Origin of the sequence: Streptomyces sp. NBC_01465 (assembly GCF_036227325.1) — a bacterium.
GTDB lineage: Bacteria > Actinomycetota > Actinomycetes > Streptomycetales > Streptomycetaceae > Streptomyces.
On record NZ_CP109467.1, the window covers coordinates 2,077,877 to 2,095,923 of the forward strand.

16 protein-coding genes are annotated in these 18,047 nt (G+C 70.6%); 9 read left to right on the plus strand and 7 right to left on the minus strand.

Annotation, left to right across the window (positions count from 1 at the left end):
- Positions 1–43: 43 nt before the first annotated feature.
- Positions 44–1,798: an NAD+ synthase gene (locus OG707_RS09475; RefSeq protein WP_329116394.1), complete on the plus strand. Its 1,755-nt coding sequence runs from the start codon at positions 44–46 to the stop codon at positions 1,796–1,798.
- Positions 1,799–1,954: 156 nt separating this feature from the next.
- On the plus strand, positions 1,955–2,734 hold the full coding sequence (locus tag OG707_RS09480) for an AfsR/SARP family transcriptional regulator (RefSeq protein ID WP_329116397.1): 780 nt from the start codon (positions 1,955–1,957) through the stop codon (positions 2,732–2,734).
- Here the strand turns inward: OG707_RS09480 and OG707_RS09485 are convergent.
- From OG707_RS09485 to OG707_RS09495, 3 genes are all read right to left on the minus strand, one after another.
- The gene (locus OG707_RS09485; RefSeq protein ID WP_329116398.1) at positions 2,707–3,435 is read right to left on the minus strand and encodes an ABC transporter ATP-binding protein; all 729 of its coding nucleotides are present in this window, start codon (positions 3,433–3,435) and stop codon (positions 2,707–2,709) included. The genes OG707_RS09480 and OG707_RS09485 overlap by 28 nt on opposite strands.
- Positions 3,436–3,472: 37 nt before the next feature.
- A complete protein-coding gene (locus tag OG707_RS09490; protein WP_329116400.1) occupies positions 3,473–6,370 on the minus strand; it encodes an ABC transporter permease in 2,898 nt (965 codons plus the stop codon).
- A gap of 70 nt (positions 6,371–6,440) precedes the next feature.
- Complete coding sequence (locus tag OG707_RS09495) at positions 6,441–6,641, minus strand: hypothetical protein (RefSeq protein ID WP_329116402.1); 201 nt, start codon at positions 6,639–6,641, stop codon at positions 6,441–6,443.
- Between the two features lie 164 nt (positions 6,642–6,805).
- Here OG707_RS09495 and OG707_RS09500 point away from each other — a divergent pair, with 164 nt between their 5' ends.
- Genes OG707_RS09500 through OG707_RS09515 form a run of 4 tightly spaced genes read left to right on the plus strand, consistent with a single transcriptional unit; the run spans position 6,806 to position 10,229 of the window.
- Complete coding sequence (locus OG707_RS09500; RefSeq protein WP_329116404.1) at positions 6,806–7,396, plus strand: MauE/DoxX family redox-associated membrane protein; 591 nt, start codon at positions 6,806–6,808, stop codon at positions 7,394–7,396.
- 9 nt (positions 7,397–7,405) lie between these two features.
- Positions 7,406–7,885: a hypothetical protein gene (locus OG707_RS09505; RefSeq protein ID WP_329116406.1), complete on the plus strand. Its 480-nt coding sequence runs from the start codon at positions 7,406–7,408 to the stop codon at positions 7,883–7,885.
- Positions 7,882–9,765 carry an ABC transporter ATP-binding protein gene (locus OG707_RS09510; RefSeq protein WP_329116408.1) on the plus strand — a complete coding sequence of 628 codons (1,884 nt, stop codon included), beginning with the start codon at positions 7,882–7,884 and terminating at the stop codon, positions 9,763–9,765. Before OG707_RS09505 ends, OG707_RS09510 begins: the two co-directional genes overlap by 4 nt.
- Positions 9,762–10,229 carry a S26 family signal peptidase gene (locus OG707_RS09515; protein ID WP_329116411.1) on the plus strand — a complete coding sequence of 156 codons (468 nt, stop codon included), beginning with the start codon at positions 9,762–9,764 and terminating at the stop codon, positions 10,227–10,229. Before OG707_RS09510 ends, OG707_RS09515 begins: the two co-directional genes overlap by 4 nt.
- Before the next feature lie 41 nt (positions 10,230–10,270).
- On the opposite strand, the gene OG707_RS09520 is transcribed toward OG707_RS09515, so the two are convergent.
- The 4 genes from OG707_RS09520 to OG707_RS09535 form a co-directional block, all read right to left on the minus strand.
- Positions 10,271–11,524: an MFS transporter gene (locus tag OG707_RS09520; RefSeq protein ID WP_329116414.1), complete on the minus strand. Its 1,254-nt coding sequence runs from the start codon at positions 11,522–11,524 to the stop codon at positions 10,271–10,273.
- Between the two features lie 84 nt (positions 11,525–11,608).
- Complete coding sequence (locus tag OG707_RS09525) at positions 11,609–12,637, minus strand: endonuclease/exonuclease/phosphatase family protein (protein ID WP_329116415.1); 1,029 nt, start codon at positions 12,635–12,637, stop codon at positions 11,609–11,611.
- Between the two features lie 155 nt (positions 12,638–12,792).
- Positions 12,793–13,428, minus strand: coding sequence for a TetR/AcrR family transcriptional regulator (locus tag OG707_RS09530; RefSeq protein WP_443071300.1), 636 nt, complete (start codon positions 13,426–13,428; stop codon positions 12,793–12,795).
- 17 nt (positions 13,429–13,445) lie between these two features.
- Positions 13,446–15,047 (minus strand): MFS transporter, encoded by a 1,602-nt coding sequence (locus tag OG707_RS09535; RefSeq protein WP_329116419.1) that lies wholly within the window; start codon positions 15,045–15,047, stop codon positions 13,446–13,448.
- Positions 15,048–15,221: 174 nt separating this feature from the next.
- Here OG707_RS09535 and panB point away from each other — a divergent pair, with 174 nt between their 5' ends.
- The 3 genes from panB (at position 15,222) to OG707_RS09550 (ending at position 18,037) form a co-directional block, all read left to right on the plus strand.
- The gene (gene panB / locus OG707_RS09540; protein ID WP_329116420.1) at positions 15,222–16,073 is read left to right on the plus strand and encodes a 3-methyl-2-oxobutanoate hydroxymethyltransferase; all 852 of its coding nucleotides are present in this window, start codon (positions 15,222–15,224) and stop codon (positions 16,071–16,073) included.
- Between the two features lie 99 nt (positions 16,074–16,172).
- Positions 16,173–17,198: an ATP-binding cassette domain-containing protein gene (locus OG707_RS09545; protein WP_329116423.1), complete on the plus strand. Its 1,026-nt coding sequence runs from the start codon at positions 16,173–16,175 to the stop codon at positions 17,196–17,198.
- Positions 17,195–18,037, plus strand: a complete 843-nt coding sequence (locus tag OG707_RS09550) for an ABC transporter permease (protein ID WP_329116426.1) — start codon at positions 17,195–17,197, stop codon at positions 18,035–18,037. The genes OG707_RS09545 and OG707_RS09550 overlap by 4 nt, the downstream gene beginning before the upstream one ends.
- Positions 18,038–18,047 lie beyond the last annotated feature (10 nt).

The following is an 18,047-nucleotide window of genomic DNA, read 5'->3' on the forward strand; positions in this document are numbered from 1 at the left end:
GCCCGCCAGGACATCGCGTCGTTCTGACGATTACACTGGATCCGTGCCTCAACTACGCCTCGCACTGAATCAGATCGACTCCACCGTCGGCGATCTCACCGGGAACGCCGAGGCCATAGTCCACTGGACCCGGCACTCCGCCGCACAGGGCGCCCACCTCGTGGCGTTCCCCGAAATGGCGCTGACCGGGTACCCCGTCGAGGACCTCGCGCTGCGGTCCTCCTTCGTCGAGGCCTCGCGGGACGCCCTCAGGGCGCTCGCGCTGCGGCTCGACGGCGAGGGGTTCGGGGAGATCCCCGTCGTCGTCGGGTATCTCGACCGCACCGAGCAGGCCCAACCGCGCTACGGACAGCCCGCGGGCGCGCCGCGCAACGCTGGGGCCGTCCTCCACCGGGGGCAGGTCGCGCTGACCTTCTCCAAGCACCATCTCCCCAACTACGGCGTCTTCGACGAGTTCCGCTACTTCGTCCCGGGCGAGACCCTCCCCGTCGTCCGCGTCCACGGCATCGACGTCGCCCTCGCCATCTGCGAGGACCTCTGGCAGGACGGGGGCCGCGTGCCCGCCACCCGCAGCGCCGGGGCCGGGCTGCTGATCTCCATCAACGCCTCGCCGTACGAGATGAACAAGGACGACCAGCGCCTGGAGCTGGTCCGCAAGCGCGCCCAGGAGGCCGGCTGCACCACCGCCTATCTCGCGATGATCGGCGGCCAGGACGAGCTCGTCTTCGACGGGGACTCGATCGTCGTCGACGCGGACGGCGAAGTCGTCGCGCGCGCCCCGCAGTTCAGCGAAGGGTGCGTCGTCCTCGACCTGGAGCTGCCCGCCGCCGCGGCCGAAGCGCCCCACGGAGTCGTCGACGACGGTCTGCGCATCGAGCACGTCACCATCAGCGAGGACCCGCTGCCCGCATACGAGGCCGAGTACACCGGCGGGTACGCCGACCGGCTCGACGACGACGAGGAGCTCTACTCCGCGCTGGTCGTGGGGCTGCGCGCGTACGCCGCCAAGAACGGCTTCAGTTCCCTCCTCATCGGTCTCTCCGGCGGCATCGACTCCGCCCTCGTCGCCGCCATCGCCTGCGACGCGGTCGGCGCCTCCAACGTCTACGGCGTCTCGATGCCGTCGAAGTACTCCTCGGACCACTCGCGCGGCGACGCCGCCGAGCTGGCCCGCCGTACCGGCCTCAACTACCGGACCGTCCCCATCGAGCCGATGTTCGACGCGTACATGGGCTCCCTCGGCCTCACCGGTCTCGCCGAGGAGAACCTCCAGTCCCGGCTGCGCGGCACCACCCTGATGGCCATCTCCAACCAGGAGGGCCAGATCGTCCTCGCCCCGGGCAACAAGTCCGAGCTGGCGGTGGGCTATTCGACGCTCTACGGCGACTCGGTCGGCGCGTACGGCCCCATCAAGGACGTCTACAAGAGCGCGGTCTTCCGCCTCGCCGAGTGGCGCAACCGCGCCGCCGCCGAGCGCGGCCAGACCCCGCCGATCCCCGAGAACTCCATCTCGAAGCCGCCCAGCGCCGAGCTGCGCCCAGGCCAGGTGGACACCGACTCACTGCCCGACTACCCGGTCCTGGACGCGATCCTGGAGATGTACGTCGACCGGGATCAGGGCGGGGAGGCGATCATCGCCGCCGGGTTCGACCGGGATCTCGTACTCAAGACGCTGCGGATGGTGGACACGGCGGAGTACAAGCGCCGCCAGTACCCGCCGGGCACCAAGATCTCCCCCAAGGGCTTCGGCAAGGACCGCCGACTGCCCATCACCAACCGCTGGCGCGAGCGCAGTTGAGCCTGCGGGGCGGTGGGTCGGTCAAGCGCTTCGACAGAGATGTCAGCCCTTGGCGGATCATCAAGACGCTCCACAAGGGGGACGCACTCCTGTTACATGTGAAGCGCTTCGACAGTAGCCTCTGAAGCACTGCAGAGACTTCGGACGGGGGACGGCATGGCGCAGCCGGTGTTTCGCCTGCTCGGGCGGGTGGGCGTGCGGGACGGGGAGTCGGGACGGTACGCAGCCCCTGCCGGGCGCAAGCCCCGGGCGCTGCTCGCCGTGCTGCTGCTCCGGGCCGGGCAGCGGGTGCCGGCCGGGGCGTTGACGGAGTCGCTGTGGGAGGGCGAGCCGCCCCGCTCGGCCCCCGCCAACCTTCGTTCGTACATCTCCCGGCTGCGGCAGGCGCTGCCGCCGGGGGCAGAACTCACCGGCGACAGCGCCGGCTATCTGCTGCACCTGGCCACGCCCGAGGACTGCGACCGGGCCGTCTTCCTCAGCCGGGCCGCCGAGGCACGCGCGCTCGCGCAGAGCGAAGGCGCCGGGGCGGCGACCGGGGCCGACCTCGACCGGGCCGCCGTCGAGTACACCGCCGCCCTGCGGCTGTGGAGCGGGGAGCGAGCCGCCGAGGACGTCGAACGGCACGGCGGACTGCTCACCGCAGGACTCGACGCACTGGATGCCGAACGCCTGCGGGCTGCAGAGGAGTTGGCCGCGCTCCTGCTGCGGCTGGGCCGACCGCTCGCCGCCCTGGCCGAGGCCCAGCAGGTCCTGGAGGCCGACCCGCTGCGGGTCGGCGGTTGGTCGGTGCGGCTGGGCGCGCACCACGCGCTCGGCGAGCGCGGCCAGATCCTGCACGCCTACCGCGAGGCCCGCGCCGCCTTCCGCACCGGCCTGGACTGCGAACCCGACCCGGAGCTCCGCCGCCTCTACAGCGAACTCACCGACGCCGCTTGAGAGTTGTCCTGACCGCTGCCGGTCTGTGCGCTGTCGGAGACGATCCGGCCGTCCTTGAGCGAGACGGTCCGGTCGCATTCGGCTGCCACCGCCGCTTCGTGCGTGGCGATCAGCGTCGTCAGCCCGTACTCCGCCGACAGTGCGTGCAGCAGGGCGGTGATCTGCTCGCCGGTGGCCGAGTCCAGGGCCCCGGTGGGCTCGTCGGCGAGCAGCAGCCGAGGCCGCCCGATCAGGGCCCGAGCGATGGCGACCCGCTGCTGCTGGCCCCCGGAGAGCTGCGAAGGCAGCGCCTTCTCGCGGCCCGCCAGGCCCACCGCGTCCAGGAGTTCGCGGGCTCGCGCGGCCCGGTCGAAGTCCACCTTGCGGGGCAGTACGGGTGCGATCACATTGTCCAGGGCGGTGAGCGCGGGCAGCAGATGGAACCGCTGGAAGACGAAGCCGATCCCGCGCCGGTAGCGGGCCAGCTCGCGCCGCCCCAGCGCCGTCACCTCGTCCTCCCCCACGACGATTCTGCCGCCGTCCGCCCGCTCCACCGCCCCGATCATGTGCAGCAGGGTGGACTTCCCCGAGCCGGACGCCCCGGTCAGCGCCACCGCACTGCCCGGGGCGATCTCCAGGCTGATCCCGTCGGCGGCGATGATCCGCCCCTCCCCGGTGCCGAACTCCTTGCGAACGGCGTCCAGTTGTATCCGTACGGTCACGGCTTCCGCCCCTCCCTGTTGCGCATCATCGTGCGTGTCACTCCGCGGAGAGGAGTGCGGCCAGCGGAGCGCCCCGGCGGGACAGGGCGGGGACAAGGCTCGCGGCGACGGCGAGCAGCAGTCCGCCGGCCGCACAGCACGCGGCGGCGGCACACACCGCCCCGGTCGGCCGCCCGGTGAACCACCAGGTCGCGCCGAGTCCGGCCGCCGCACCCACCAGACTCCCGGCCAGGCCGAGCAGGGCACCTTCGGCGCAGATCAGCCGGGTGAGCTCACCGTCCGACCAGCCGGAGGCGGACAGGGCGGCCAGTTCGCCGTCCCGTTCGCGGGTGTTGAGATACACGGTGTCGGCGAGCGCGAACGCCCCGAGCAGAACGGTGAGGGCGGCGGCGGCCACATCCACCCCGCGCACCTCCAGCGAGACGGCGTCTCCCAGCACGGTGCCCTGCGCCGAACCGTGGAAGGCCCAGGTCACGGCCGCCAGCAGGGTCACGGACGCGACGCCGGTGGCGAGCGCCAGCACACCCAGCGCGCTGCGGGCCGGAACCCGTACGAGTTGGGCCAGCGCCATCCCGGTCACGGTCCGCCGGTGCCGGGCCCTGCCGCGGGCGTGCGCGGGCGGGTGCAGGGCGTGCGCGGGGTGGGAGCGCCCGGCCCTGAGTGCGGGAGGCAGGGCCGCCGCCAGGGCCACCGCTGCCACCAGCGGGACCGCCAGCGCGACCCGCCCGGCCGTCACCTCGAGCCCGAAGGCCGCCCCGAGCGGCAGCGAAACCGCCGCCCCCAGCCCTCCGGCGGCCACCGCCACCAGCCCCACCTCGCCCAGGACCAGCGCCGCCAGCCGCCACCCCGGCCAGCCCACACAGGCCAGCACCGCGAGCTCCTTGCGCCGGGTCCGCACCGAGGCGGAGACCGCGTTGCCCAGAAACACCGCGCACACGACCAGCACCAGCCCGAACAGCAGCACGCTCTTGCGGTCCACCGCCCTCACCAGGGCGACGGCGACGCCCTTCACCGTCCAGTCCTCGGTGACGTGCAGTGCCGGCCGCCCGAATCTGCCCTTCGCCACGGTGATTTCACGCGGGGCAGGCGAGGCACCTGCGGTGATGTCCACCGTCAGGCCGGTGGCGGTGGCGATCTGTTCGGCGACCTTACGGATCCGCTCCTGCGACACCTTGTCGATGCCGGTGACCCCGGCCACCCGTACGCGTACGGCGGAAATCGGGGCGGCGGCCTGGTCGCTGTCCCCGGCCAGCAGCGAGGGCAGCGCGGCGAGCGTGGTGACCATCTGCGGGGGCGCGGCGAGGTAGCCCGCCGGATTGCTGCTGGGCAGCCAGTCCTTGCCGTTCAGAGCGTTGCGGGAGTCGGTGTCGGCGGGGGTTGCGCGGGCGGGTTCGTACGTTTCCAGAGGAACTCGGGAGAGGCCGGAGAAGCGGGTGAGGCGGGAGGCATCGAAGGTGCCGAGGAGATGGCCGTCGGGCGAGATACCGGCGGGGGCCGTGACGTCCATGGAGGTCATGGCACGGAACGCGGTGTCGTGCACCGCCCAGGAGGGCGGGGTGCCGCCGCCGGTGTTCCAGTACGACCAGGCGGAGGACGAGTCGCCGGGGGACCTGGGCTTCAGCGGGGCGGTGGCGCCGGCGGTGGCGTCGGATCGCCCGTCGTCGGCGTAGGAGACCGCGCCGGTCCGGAGCAGCCGATCCAGGGGGAGGGACAACCCCCCTGATGCGGAGCCGGCGTCCGGACCGGAGACGGCCCGGTGGTAGATGTCGGCCACATCGGCGGCCAGTTTCTCACCCGCCGCTCCCCCGGTTCCGCTCCCGCTCGGCTTCAACACGGCGAGTCTGGAAGGGAGTTCGCTCGCGGGGGCTGCCGCGACCGCACCCACATCGCCGGCCAACGGCGTGACAGTACTGACCAGTTGCTCGTCCACCCCCGGCGCATCGGCCATCAGCACGGGGATGCCCGCCTCCTGGTTCGGTTCGGCGCCCTTGACGGCCGGCCTCTCGCTCTCCTTGAAGTACCGGCCGCTGGTCATCGCGCCGTCGAGACCGACCAGCGCGGCCTCCTGCGCCGGGTCCACGGCGGCGACCAGCAGGCTCAGCGGCCAGCCCACCCGGATCTCTGCGTGCCGGAGGGTGCGCGGACTGTAGGCGCCTCCGGATCCAGCCCCGGTGGTGGTGTACGTACCGTCGGCGTTCCGCCGGACGACCACGATCCGGTCGCGGCCCGCCGCCTCGGTGGTGTCGCGGCCCTGCTCGAACCCGTCCAGCGGGCAGAGCGGAACGGCCCTCCCTCCGTCGCGGATCTCCACGGGGAAGGTCGAGCTGCCACAGTCGCCGGGGTCGACATCGAGCCGTTTCCCCTTGTACTCCCACTGGTTGAGGATCTGCCTGCCGCCGAGCCCGTCGTCCACCGGAGCCGTCTTGTTGTAGACCACCGGTCGGCTGGTGACGTACACATACGTCACTCCAGGGTCCTGATACCGGCTCCCGCCGCGATCCGCGAGCCACTGGTTCGACACCCGCAGCAGCTGTCGTTCGCGGGAGGGGTCGACCAGACCGGTCACGTCGACGGTCGCCTCCGGTGCGACCTGCGCATATCCGAGCACGGCCACCGGTGCCGACACCTCCACCCCCGGTGTCGCCGTGATCCGCTTCCACTGCGCGAGGGTGATCCCCCCGAACTGCCCGGACAGGAAGTTCGGCCGCACGCTCCCGCTCCGCTTCTCCAGCGCTCCCGCGGATCCCCTGGGGCGTACCAGCACGTCGTAGGCCGTCCGGAAGCTCCCGTCCGCCGTCCTGGTGACCGTCAGCCGCGAGGTGTCCACCGACCCGGTGAGCAGCAGAAACCCGCTGGTCGCCACCATCACCCCGAGCAGCATGGTCAGCGAGCGCACGGCCTGCAGCCGCACCTGGTCGACGATCATCCTGAACATCGGGCTCCGACGGGTCGGTTGAGCGAGGGCGCGGTGCCCAGCGGAAGGATCCCGCTGGGCACCGGCAACATCACGGGGCCTGTACGCAGCAGCTCTTGTACGAGGGGTCGACGACACCGTCCTTGTAGCGCACGTTGTGCCAGACGTTGGTTCCGGAGCCGTACGGGCACGTATTGCGCGTGCACTTGTACGTGTACGTCACCGCCTCCGCCGTCACCGACGGCACGACCCTCTCCAGCGCCGAGTCCGCAAGTCTGCGAAGAACCTTCACGCTCGCCTCCTGACAACTTCTCCGGCCCCGTCCGGGGCCGACTCGCCCCGGACGCTAGACCGTTGCCGCATATTTCCCGCACACGTCCCTGTGTGCTGGATATGTGCGCGCGCCTCGTACCGTCCCGGGAGTCACAGACACGACTCCCGTACGGAGGCCGGACCATGTCGTCCTTCCTGGTCGGCGCCGAGGTGCTGCTGGCCGTGGTGCTGCTCGGCGCGGCGCTGGGCAAGGCCAGGGCCGAAGGGGCTGCCGCGTTCACCCGGACCCTTCGGGCGCTCGGCCTGCGCCACCCGGGCCTCCTCCGCGCCGCAACTCTCGCGGTGCCGGGGGCCGAGGGCTGTGCCGCGGTCCTGCTCCTCGTGCCGGCGGCCTCCGGCGCAGGACTCGTCCTGACGACCCTGCTCATGGCCGCTCTCACGACGCTGGTCGCGCTGGTGGTGCGGTCCGGGAAGGAGGTGCCCTGCGCCTGCTTCGGCGGCCGGGGCCGTTCCCTCGGCGCACTCCACCTGTCCCGCAACACGGCACTGACGCTGGCGGCGGCAGCAGGTGCCGTCCTCCACTTCTCCGGGGCCGGCCCGGACGGCATCACCGCACCCGCACCCGCATCTGTCGTCGCGGCGGTCGCCGGCGCCTGTGCCGGACTGGTGGTGACGCGGCTGGAAGACATCGCCGACCTGTTCGCCCCAAGCTCCGTAAGTTCCGCGCCCGCACCCGTTCCCGCGCCCGCACCCCGACCTGTCCAGAACCGTTAGGACTCGCCCGTGCTCGCCAACGGCCTTTCCGTGACCGCTGTCCTGCTGTCGCTGCTCAACCTGGTCCTCCTCCTCGGTGTGATCCGCAGACTGCGCGACCAGTCCGCCGCGCCCGCCCCGCACCACGCCGACTCACCGCTGCCGCCCGGCAGCCTGGTCGACCTCCCTCGACTCCCCACGCTCATCGCCTTCTTCGCGCCCGGCTGCGCACCCTGCGACGATCTCCTCGGCCCCTTCGCCGAGGCCGCCCGCAGGCACCCCGGCGGAAGCGGCCGGGTGGCGGCCGTCCTGGTCGGCGAGGTCGACGCGCCACGGTACGAGCAAGCCCTGTCCGGTGTGTCCGCGCTGATCCCGCAGGAGGACTCCGACCTGTGGACCAAGACGTTCCGCGTACGAGGCTTCCCGCAGGTCTACGCGCTCTCCCCTGAGGGCGTTGTCCTCTGGGGGGCCTCCAGCGTGAACGAACTCGCCCATCGGACGGCGCGGTGAGTGCGGCGGACACGTCGACGTCCACCCGTCTCCGTCTGGCGGGCCGCCTCCTGCTGACCACCAGCCCCGGACTCCTCCTCCTGACGCTCCTGCTCACCGCCCTCGAAGCGGCCTGCCCGCTTGCCGCAGCCCTGTTCACCACCGGCCTGGTCGACGAACTCACCGGACAGGGCAAAGGTGCGGGCACGGCCGGCGGCAACCCCCATCCCCTGGCCTGGGCCGCAGGACTGGCGGCCGCCGGTGCGGTGGCCGCCGTACTGCCGCACATCGACCGTACGGTCCGCAACACCCTGGCCCGTGCCGTGGCCCTGGCCGCGCAGGACCGTCTCTACGCGGCCGTCTGCGCCCAGCCCGGTCTCGCCTGGTACGAGGACCCGGCCCGCCTCGATCGGCTGCGGCAGGCCCAGCAGTGCGGGCAGGACATTCCCTTTCAACTCCTGGAGTCCGGGACTGCCTTGGTACGCGGCGTCCTCCTGCTCGGCGGCTTCGCCACCGCCCTGGCCGGGGTCGACCCCAGGCTGGCGCTCCTCACCGCCGCCGGCGCGGTCCCCCAGCTCCTGGCGGAATTCAAACTGGCCGGGGAGCAGGCGGAATCGGCGCGGTACCTCTCGGCCGCCGAACGCCGGGAGATCTTCTTCTCGATGCTGCTCGGCGCCGAACCCGCCGCCAAGGAGGTGCGCCTGTTCGGCGCGGGCGACCTGCTGCGCCGCCGGATGTCGGACGCCCGCCGCGCCTCGGACCAGACCAGGCAACGGCTCGACCGCCGCTCCCTCGCCCTGAACGCCCTGCCGGTGCTGGTCACCTCGGGCGTCACCGCGGGAACACTGCTCTGGGCGGTCGCCCGGATCTCCGCAGGCGCTCTGACCGCGGGCGATCTGATGCTGGTCCTGGCCGGGTCGGCGGCAGTCCAGAGCGGCCTGGGCTCGCTGGCCTCCTCCTCCGCGGACGCCCGGCACCACCTTCTGGTCTTCTCCGCGTACGCCGACCTCGTCACCGCACCTCCTCAGCTGGTCACCACCGAGCCTGCGCTCCCCGCGCAACCGCTGGCTTCCCCGGCCTCACCGGCCTCCCCGACGTCCTGCGTCGAGTTCCAGGACGTGTGGTTCCGCTACGGCCCGGACCTCCCCTGGATACTCCGAGGCGTCACCCTGCGCATGGAGGCCGGCACCAGCCTCGGCCTGGTCGGTGTCAACGGGGCGGGCAAGAGCACCCTGGTGAAGCTCCTCTGCCGCTTCTACGATCCCGAACGCGGCCGCATTCTCTGGAACGGAACCGACCTGAGGCGTATCCGCCCCGAGGATCTCCGGTCCCGACTGAGCGTCCTCTTCCAGGACTTCATGAGCTACGAGATGACCGCCACCGAGAACATCGCCATCGGCGACCCGGGGGCAGCAGCCCACCCCGGCCGAATCCGGGAAGCGGCCCGCCGCGCCGGGATCGACGAAGTCCTCTCCACCCTCCCCGGCGGCTACGACACCATGCTCACCCGCGCGTTCGCCGCCGAAGGGGAACAGGGCACAGCGGAGAGCGGGGTCGTCCTCTCCGGCGGGCAGTGGCAGCGCGTGGCCCTGGCCCGCTCCCTCCTCCGCGAGAACCGCGACCTGTTCGTCCTGGACGAGCCGACCGCGTCGCTCGACCCGGTCGCCCAGGCAGAGGTCGCCACCCTGATCCACGGTCACGGCCTCGGCCGCACCAGACTGCTCGTCTCGCACCGGCTCAGCGAGATCCGCACCGCCGACATGATCGCTGTCCTGGACGGCGGAACAGTCGCCGAATACGGCCCGCACGATGAGCTGATGCGGCGAGAGGGCGGCCTGTACGCAACGGCCTTCCGCGCGCAGGCGGCCGGCTACCAGGAGCGGGAAGGAGCGGCGCGGTGACCACCCGCCTCATCGTGGTGTCGACCGCCGTGGGCGCGGCCGTCCTCGCGGGAGTCGGGCTCGTGTGCCGGCTGAGTTGGCTTCGCAGGAACATCCTCCTGGTCACGGTGGAGGGACGCAGCATGGAGCCGACCCTGGTGGGGGGCGACAGAGTCGTCGTCCGGCGTACCGCACCGCAGCGCCTGAAGCGCGACGACATCGTCGTCTGCCCTCTGCAGCTTCCCGACGGAGCACTGCTCGTCCCGGTCGAGGGCGGGGCGGGCACGGACCAGTTCTGGATCAAACGACTCGCAGCACTGCCCGGCGACCCCCTCCCGCCAGGAGTGGAAGGACATCCCGGCCCGGTCCCGTCAGAACTCGCTGTACTCCTGGGCGACAACGCGGCGTTGAGCATCGACTCCCGCCAGACCGGCCCCATCCGGCTGGAGAACATCATCGGAGTGGTGGTGCGCGGCCCGACCTGATCCGGCCCGACAAGGGGAAACGGGTCGCAGCGGGGCCCCGATCACCTTCGCGGCTCGTACACCGCAGGCTCCGCAGGCTGCGCCTCTCCCCGTACGGAAGCGGACGCAGGCGCGCGCACGGCGAGCACCCGCGCCTCCGGCCGTCGATCCACCCGCCGGTCCACCCGCGCCGCGCCCGCCGCGAACAGCAGCCCGAGGACCGCAAGTCCCGCGCCCGCAACGGCCGGTGAGATGTAGCCGAAGCCTGCCGAGATCGCGACGCCGCCGATCCAGGCGCCGCCCGCGTTGGCCAGGTTGAAGGCGGCCTGGTTGGCGGAGGAGGCCAGCGAGGGTGCGCCCTGGGCCTTCTCCATGACCATCAGCTGGAGCGGGGAGCCGGTGACGAAGGCGGCCGCGCCGAGCAGTACGACGCCCACCCCGGCGCTCCACTGCGCCTGCATGAGCAGCGGGAAGACGGCGAGGACTCCGGTGAGCGCGGCGAGCCCGCCGTACAGCGTGCCGCGCAGCGAGCGGTCGGCGAAGCGTCCGCCGAGGAGGTTGCCGGCCGTCGCGCCGACGCCGAAGAGGGCGAGCAGGATCGTCACGCTGCCCTCGGAGAAGCCCGCGACGTGGGTGAGCATCGGCGTGATGTAGCTGTACGCGGCGAAGAGCGCGCCGAAACCGACGACGGTGGTGCCGAGCGCCAGCCAGAGCGGCAGGGTCCGGAAGGCGGCGAGCTCGCGCCGTACGCCGGTCGCCTTCGGGTCGGCGGGGATCGCGGGGATCAGCGCCACGATCGCGGCGATCGCGACGAGGCCGATCGCGCTGACCGCGAGGAAGGTCGCGCGCCAGCCGAGGTGCTGGCCCATGAGGGTGGCGGCCGGGACGCCGATGATGTTGGCGATGGTCAGGCCGAGGAACATCATCGAGACCGAACGGGCCTTGCGTTCGGGGGCGACCAGACCGGTGGCGACGACCGCGCCGACGCCGAAGAAGGCGCCGTGCGGCAGCCCGCTGACGATGCGGGCGACGAGCAGCCAGTCGTAGCTCGGCGCGAAGGCGGAGAGCGCGTTGCCGACGACGAAGAGCACCATCAGGGCGACGAGCACGGTGCGGCGCGGCAGCTTCGCGGTGAGGGCGGCGAGCAACGGCGCGCCGATGACGACGCCGAGTGCGTACGCGGAGACGAGATGTCCGGCGGCCGGGATGGTGGTGTGGAGATCGGACGCGACGTTGGGCAGCAGGCCCATCATCACGAACTCGGTGGTTCCGATCCCGAAGGCTCCGATGGCCAGCGCGAGCAGGGCCAGGGGCATGAGCGACCTTTCAACGTCCGTATGTATAGCTACGGAACAAAGTCTCTCAGACGAATAGTCCCAGCCGGTAAACGCGTCGTTTCATCAGATCTGCACGCGGGCGGCGATCGGAAGATGGTCGCTGTCCGTCTTCGGCAGCGTCCACGACGACATCGGCTTGACCCCCTTGACCAGGATCTGGTCGATCCTCGCCATCGGGAAGGATGCGGGCCAGCTGAACCCGAAGCCGCTGCCCGCGGCGCCCTGCGTGGAGCGCATCTGCGAGGTGATGGCGTTCAGCGAGCGGTCGTTCATGGTGCCGTTGAGGTCACCGAGCAGGATGAGCTTGCCGGAGCCGTCGTCGGTGATCGCCTGCCCGAGCGCGTCCGCGCTGGCATCGCGCTGCGAGGCGGTGAACCCGGCGTCGAGCTTCACGCGCACCGAGGGCATATGGGCGACGAAGACATCGACCCGGCCCGCGGGGGTCGCCACCGTCGAGCGCATCGCACGGATCCAGCCCAGCTTGATGTCGACGGACCTGGTGTTGCTCATCGGGTACTTGGACCAGAGCCCGACCGTGCCCTGCACCGAGTGATACGGGTAGGTGGCCTCGAGGGCGTTCTCGTACGTCGAGACCTTGCCCGCCGGGATCTCCTCCAGCGCCAGGACCTGCGCACCCGAGGCCGCGACCGCCTTGGCCGTGCCGACCGGGTCGGGGTTGTCGGCGTTCACGTTGTGGGTGGCGACGGTGAGGTTGCCGCCGGAGTTCTGCTTGTCGGTGAGCAGCCCGCCGAAGAGGTTCAGCCAGACGATCACCGGCATCAGCAGGGCGATCAGCGCGGTCGCGGACCGGCGCAGCAACGCGAGGACCAGGATCACCGGGACGCCGACGATGCCCAGCCAGGGCAGGAAGGTCTCGGTGAGGCTGCCGAGGTTGCCGATCCGGTTGGGGATCTGCGCGTGGAACAGCATCAGCAGCGCGATCAGAACGGCGAGCGCACCGAGCACGATGCCGCGCTTCCAGATGCCCCGGTCGCCCCGCCAGCGACCGCCGAACAGGCGCCGGGGTCCGGATCCCGGCCGCTCGTCGTCCGAGCCTTCGTTCCCCGTCTCCTCCATGTACGCCTGCGCCATACCGTTGCCCTCACTGCCTTGCCGTGCACGCCGTCCCCGCCTCAGACCCTAGGCGATGCAACGGCGCTTTTCCCCGCCGTCCAAGGACGGCCGTACGGTCACGAGGACGGCGGGGCAGCCACAGGAGGTTCCGCCTGTGACACAACACGCACACTTCAGAGCTGCGGCTTCAGCCCCTGCAGACCAAGATCCACCAGCTGCTCGGCGAGGTCCTCGGGCAGGTCCGCGTCGGGCCGCATGACCGTCCGGAGCAGCATCGGCCCGACGAAGATGTCATTGACCAGGTCAAGAGGGACATCGGCGCGGATGGCCCCTTCGGCGACCCCCCGGACCATGATCTCCCTGCCCTGCCTGCGCCGGGCCTCGACCACGGTGTCGTGATAGGCGTCCCAGAGTTTGGGCGAACTCTTCATCTGTGCAAAGACGTTGTGCAGCAGCGCGGACGAGCGCTGGGCCAGCCCCCGCCGGCGCAGCGATTCGAGCATGGCCACGAGGTCGTCCCGTACGGACGTGCCGGGCAGCGGCGGATCCACCGGTTCGATGTCCTTCAGGACGTCGACCAGCAGCTCCTCCTTGCCCTTCCAGCGGCGGTAGATGGTGGCCTTGCCGACGCCGGCGGTGCGGGCGATGCGTTCGATGGAGATCTCGGTGAGGGGCACGCCCTCTTCGAGCAGTTTGACGACGGCTTCGATGATCGCCCGCTCGACCGCTTCGGAACGCGGTCTGCCGCGGCGGGTCTCCTGCCGTACTCCACCCTGCTCGGTCGAGGACACGCCCGCTCCACCTCTCATCGCGACGACCCCCGCCGTCAGTCCGTACCGATTGTCGCCGACACCGGCTCATCTGCCTGCGGCTTCACCTCCGCCGGAGACTTCCCCGGCAGGAAGAGGGCAACCACGACCGCGCCGATCAGGGCGACGACCGCACCGCAGAGCGCGGTGGTGTGCATGGCGTCGAGGAAGGAGTCCTGGGCGGGCCCGACGAGCGCCTGCCCCTTGGGCCCGAGCTTGGCGGCGACGCCGAGGGTGGCCTCGATGGACTCCCCCGCGGTGTGCCGCAGGCCGGGCGGGAGCAGACCGAGCTTGTCCTCGATGCCGCTGCGGTACGCGGACGAGAGCACGGAGCCGAGCACCGCGATGCCGAGCGCGCCGCCGACCTGGCGGAAGGTGTTGGAGAGCGCGGAGGCCGAACCGGCCTTCTCGCGGGGCAGCGCCTGCATGATCACAACGCTGGTGGGGGTCATGATGTGCGCCATCCCGGTGCCCATGAGGAAGAAGATGACCTCCAGGAGCCAGATGGGCGTGTCCTGGTCGAGGATCATGAACGCGGCGAGCATCGCGGCGACGATCAGCAGACCGCCGGTGCAGACGGCCTTGTTGCCGAAGCGTTCGACGACGAGGCGGGCGCGCGGCGAGAAGATGATCTGCGCCGCGGCGAGCGGCAGCATCAGCAGACCGGTCTGCAGGGGCGAGTAGCCGCGGACGGACTGGGTGTAGAAGACCGAGAAGAAGGTCACGCCCATGAGGGCGAAGAAGACGAGGGCGATGGCGGAGATGGCCGCCGAGAACACCTTGTTCTTGAAGTAGGTGACGTCGATCGACGGGTGGTCGGAGCGCTTCTCGTAGAAGACGAAGCCGATGAGCACGACCAGTCCGGCGCCCGCGGTGGCGAGGACGGCCGGGTCGGTGAAGTCGGCGAGCTGGCCGCCCTTGATGATTCCGTAGACGAGCAGGACGAGACCGACGACGGAGAGCAGCACGCCGACGAGGTCGATGCGGCCGGGCTTCGGGTCGCGGGAGTCCGGGACGAGGAAGCTCATCAGGGCGATCGCGATGATCACGATCGGCACGTTGATGAGGAAGACGGAACCCCACCAGAAGTGGTCGAGGAGCACACCGCCAGTGATGGGCCCGATGGCGATGGCGAGACCGACGCCGCCGGCCCAGATGCCGATGGCCTTGGGCTGCTCGTCGCGCTCGAAGACGTTCATGAGGATGGCGAGCGTCGCCGGCATGACGAAGGCGGAGCCGAGGCCCATCAGGGCGCGGAAGATGATGAGCTGGACGGGCGAGCCGGATTCGGCGGCGAGCGCGGATCCGATGCCGAAGACGGCGAGCCCGAAGAGCAGCATCTTCTTGCGCCCGAGCCGGTCACCGAGGAGTCCGGCGGTGAAGAGCAGCCCCGCGAAGACGAGGGTGTAGGAGTTGATGGCCCACTCGAGCTCGCTCTGGGTGGCGCCGAGGCCGACGGGGTCCGGGGTCGAGATCGTCTTGATCGCGACGTTGAGGATCGAGTTGTCGAGGACCACGATCAGCAGGCTGAGCATGAGCACGCCGAGGATGGCCCAGCGACGCCGGTGAACGGCTTCTGGTATGCGGGGCGCGGCAGGGGCCCCCGTGGATGTAGTCATGGCGTAAAGCCTAGACGCTTTACGATACGAGACCGTCTCGTATTGGAAAGTCTTTACCTCCACCGGCTCCCGAGCGGGCCCACTTCCCTCCCGGCATCCCTTGGTGTCACCATGGACGTGGTCCGGGGACGCCGTCAGGGTGCCTCGAGATGACGAAGAACAGGAGCCGTTGCGATGACGCAACAACTTCAGGCTGCCCCGAAGAACGCCCTCTACGGCGGCAAGGGCACCCGCCGCATCACCGTCCACGACATCACCGCAGCCAAGGAGCGCGGCGAGAAGTGGCCGATGCTCACCGCCTATGACGCCATGACCGCCTCCGTCTTCGACGAGGCCGGGATCCCCGTGATGCTCGTCGGGGACTCCATGGGCAACTGCCACCTCGGCTACGACACCACCGTCCCCGTCACCATGGACGAGATGACGATGCTCTCCGCCGCCGTCGTACGGGGCACCTCGCGCGCCCTCATCGTCGGGGACCTCACCTTCGGCTCGTACCAGGAAGGGCCCGTCCAGGCGCTCCGCAGCGCGACGCGGCTCGTCAAGGAGGCGGGCGTCGGGGCCGTGAAGCTGGAGGGCGGCGAGCGGTCGCACGAGCAGATCCAGCTGCTGGTGCAGTCCGGGATTCCTGTCATGGGGCACATCGGACTGACCCCTCAGTCCGTGAATTCCATGGGGTACCGCGTGCAGGGGCGTGGCGAGGAAGCCGCTCAGCAGCTGCTGCGTGACGCCAAGGCCGTCCAGGACGCCGGCGCCTTCGCCGTCGTCCTGGAGCTCGTGCCCGCGGAGATCGCCGCCGAGGTCACCCGCATCCTGCACATCCCGACCGTCGGCATCGGGGCCGGCCCCGAGACGGACGCCCAGGTGCTCGTCTACACCGACATGGTCGGGCTCACCGGCGGCAAGGTCCCGCGCTTCACCAAGCAGTACGCGAACCTCCGCCAGACCCTCGGCGACGCGGCGAAGGCCTTCGCCGACGACGTCATGGGCGGGGCGTTCCCGCAGGAAGAGCACACGTTCCACTGAGCCATCGCCGCAGTAACGACAGCCCGCCGACATCCCCCATCGGCGGGCTGTCGGCATCCTGTCGGTGGGTTGTCAGTGGGCACTGCTCCAATAGTGGACATGACGCGAATCGACAAGAACCCCAGCAACGGCGCCAACGCCGTCGAGGTACGGGGGATGGTGAAGCACTACGGCGAGACCAAGGCGCTCGACGGAGTGGACCTGGATGTCCGTGAGGGCACCGTCCACGGAGTCCTGGGCCCCAACGGCGCCGGCAAGACCACCCTCGTCCGTATCCTCTCCACCCTGGTCCGGCCGGACTCCGGGACCGCCACGGTCGCCGGGTACAACGTGCTGACCCAGCCCCGCCAGCTCCGCCGGGTGATCGGCCTGACCGGGCAGTACGCCTCGGTCGACGAGAAACTCTCCGGCTGGGAGAACCTCTACATGATCGGGCGCCTGCTCGATCTCTCCCGCAAGGACGCCCGCAGCCGCTCCGACGAGCTGCTCGAGCGGTTCTCGCTGACCGACGCGGCCAAGAAGCCCGCGAAGGACTACTCCGGCGGTATGCGCCGGCGCCTCGACCTTGCCGCCTCCATGATCGGCAACCCCGCCATCCTGTACTTGGACGAGCCGACGACCGGACTCGACCCCCGCACCCGCAACGAGGTCTGGGACGAGGTGAAGAGGATGGTCGCGGAGGGGGCGACCGTGCTCCTCACCACCCAGTACATGGAGGAGGCCGAGCAGCTCGCAGGCGAGCTGACGGTCATCGACAAGGGCAAGGTCATCGCCAACGGCGGGGTCAACGAGCTCAAGGCGAAGGTCGGCGGCCGCACGCTGCAGATCCAGCCCTCCGACCCCTCGCAGCTGGCCGCCATGGCCATCGCCATCAACGACGCGGGACTCGACGGTCTCGCCGGCTCGCAGGCCGTCCCCGACGACGGACTGCTCAATGTGCCGATCCTCAGCGACGAGCAACTGACCGCAGTGGTCGGCCTGTTGGGCGCCCGCGGCTTCGGCATCACGAACATAGGCACACATCTGCCCAGCCTGGACGAGGTGTTCCTGGCGATCACCGGCGAGAAGCCGGCCGATTCCGCCGAGAACGTCTCGGACGCCATTCCCGAGGAGGTCGCGGTATGAGCACCGCAACACTCACCGCGCCGCCGAAGGCGCCCGCACCACTGACCAAGCCGTCCGCCGGCGAGGGCCGTATCGGCCTGCGCGGCAATCTGCGCCACATCGGCGCACTGGCCCGGCGCAACGCGCTCGCCATCAAGGCCGACCCGGAGTCGATGTTCGACGCCGTGCTGATGCCGATCATCTTCATCCTGCTGTTCACGTACGTCTTCGGCGGCGCGATCGCCGGCAAGGGCAACCAGGGCGAATACGTCAACTACTTGGTGCCCGGCATGATGGCGATGATGGGGATGAACATCTCCATGGCCGTCGGGACCGGCGTCAACGACGACTTCAAGAAGGGGGTCATGGACCGGTTCCGCAGCATGCCGATCGCCCGGTCCTCCGTCCTCATCGCGAAGATCGTCGTCGAGATCGGCCGGATGATGGTCGCCACGACCATCCTGCTGGTCATGGGCTTCATCCTGGGCATGAGCGTCAGCTCGGTGCTCGGACTCTTCGCCGCGGTCGGCCTGTCGCTGGTCTTCGGCGCGTCCCTCATGTGGATCTTCATCCTGCTCGGACTCACCATGAAGACGGCCCAGGCCGTCCAGGGGATGGCCATGCTGGTACTGATGCCGCTTCAGTTCGGTTCCTCGATCTTCGCCCCGCCGTCGTCCATGCCCGGCTGGCTCCAGGCGTTCACCGACTACAACCCGCTCTCCAACCTGGCCGATGCGGCCCGCGGGCTGATGATGGGCGGCCCCGTCGCCCACTCGGTGCTCCTGACGCTCGGCTGGTCCGTGGCGATCACCGTGATCACCGCGCCGCTCGCCATCCGCAAGTTCCGCAGCAAGACCTGACCTGACCCGC

Coding starts and splice junctions, on each gene's coding strand:
- OG707_RS09480 (WP_329116397.1), top strand. CDS start 1,955: ATGGCGCAGCCGGTGTTTCGCCTGCTCGGGCGGGTGGGCGTGCGGGAC.
- OG707_RS09490 (WP_329116400.1), bottom strand. CDS start 6,370: ATGTTCAGGATGATCGTCGACCAGGTGCGGCTGCAGGCCGTGCGCTCG.
- OG707_RS09500 (WP_329116404.1), top strand. CDS start 6,806: ATGTCGTCCTTCCTGGTCGGCGCCGAGGTGCTGCTGGCCGTGGTGCTG.
- OG707_RS09520 (WP_329116414.1), bottom strand. CDS start 11,524: ATGCCCCTGGCCCTGCTCGCGCTGGCCATCGGAGCCTTCGGGATCGGA.
- OG707_RS09525 (WP_329116415.1), bottom strand. CDS start 12,637: ATGGCGCAGGCGTACATGGAGGAGACGGGGAACGAAGGCTCGGACGAC.
- OG707_RS09530 (WP_443071300.1), bottom strand. CDS start 13,428: ATGAGAGGTGGAGCGGGCGTGTCCTCGACCGAGCAGGGTGGAGTACGG.
- OG707_RS09535 (WP_329116419.1), bottom strand. CDS start 15,047: ATGACTACATCCACGGGGGCCCCTGCCGCGCCCCGCATACCAGAAGCC.
- panB (WP_329116420.1), top strand. CDS start 15,222: ATGACGCAACAACTTCAGGCTGCCCCGAAGAACGCCCTCTACGGCGGC.
- OG707_RS09545 (WP_329116423.1), top strand. CDS start 16,173: ATGACGCGAATCGACAAGAACCCCAGCAACGGCGCCAACGCCGTCGAG.
- OG707_RS09550 (WP_329116426.1), top strand. CDS start 17,195: ATGAGCACCGCAACACTCACCGCGCCGCCGAAGGCGCCCGCACCACTG.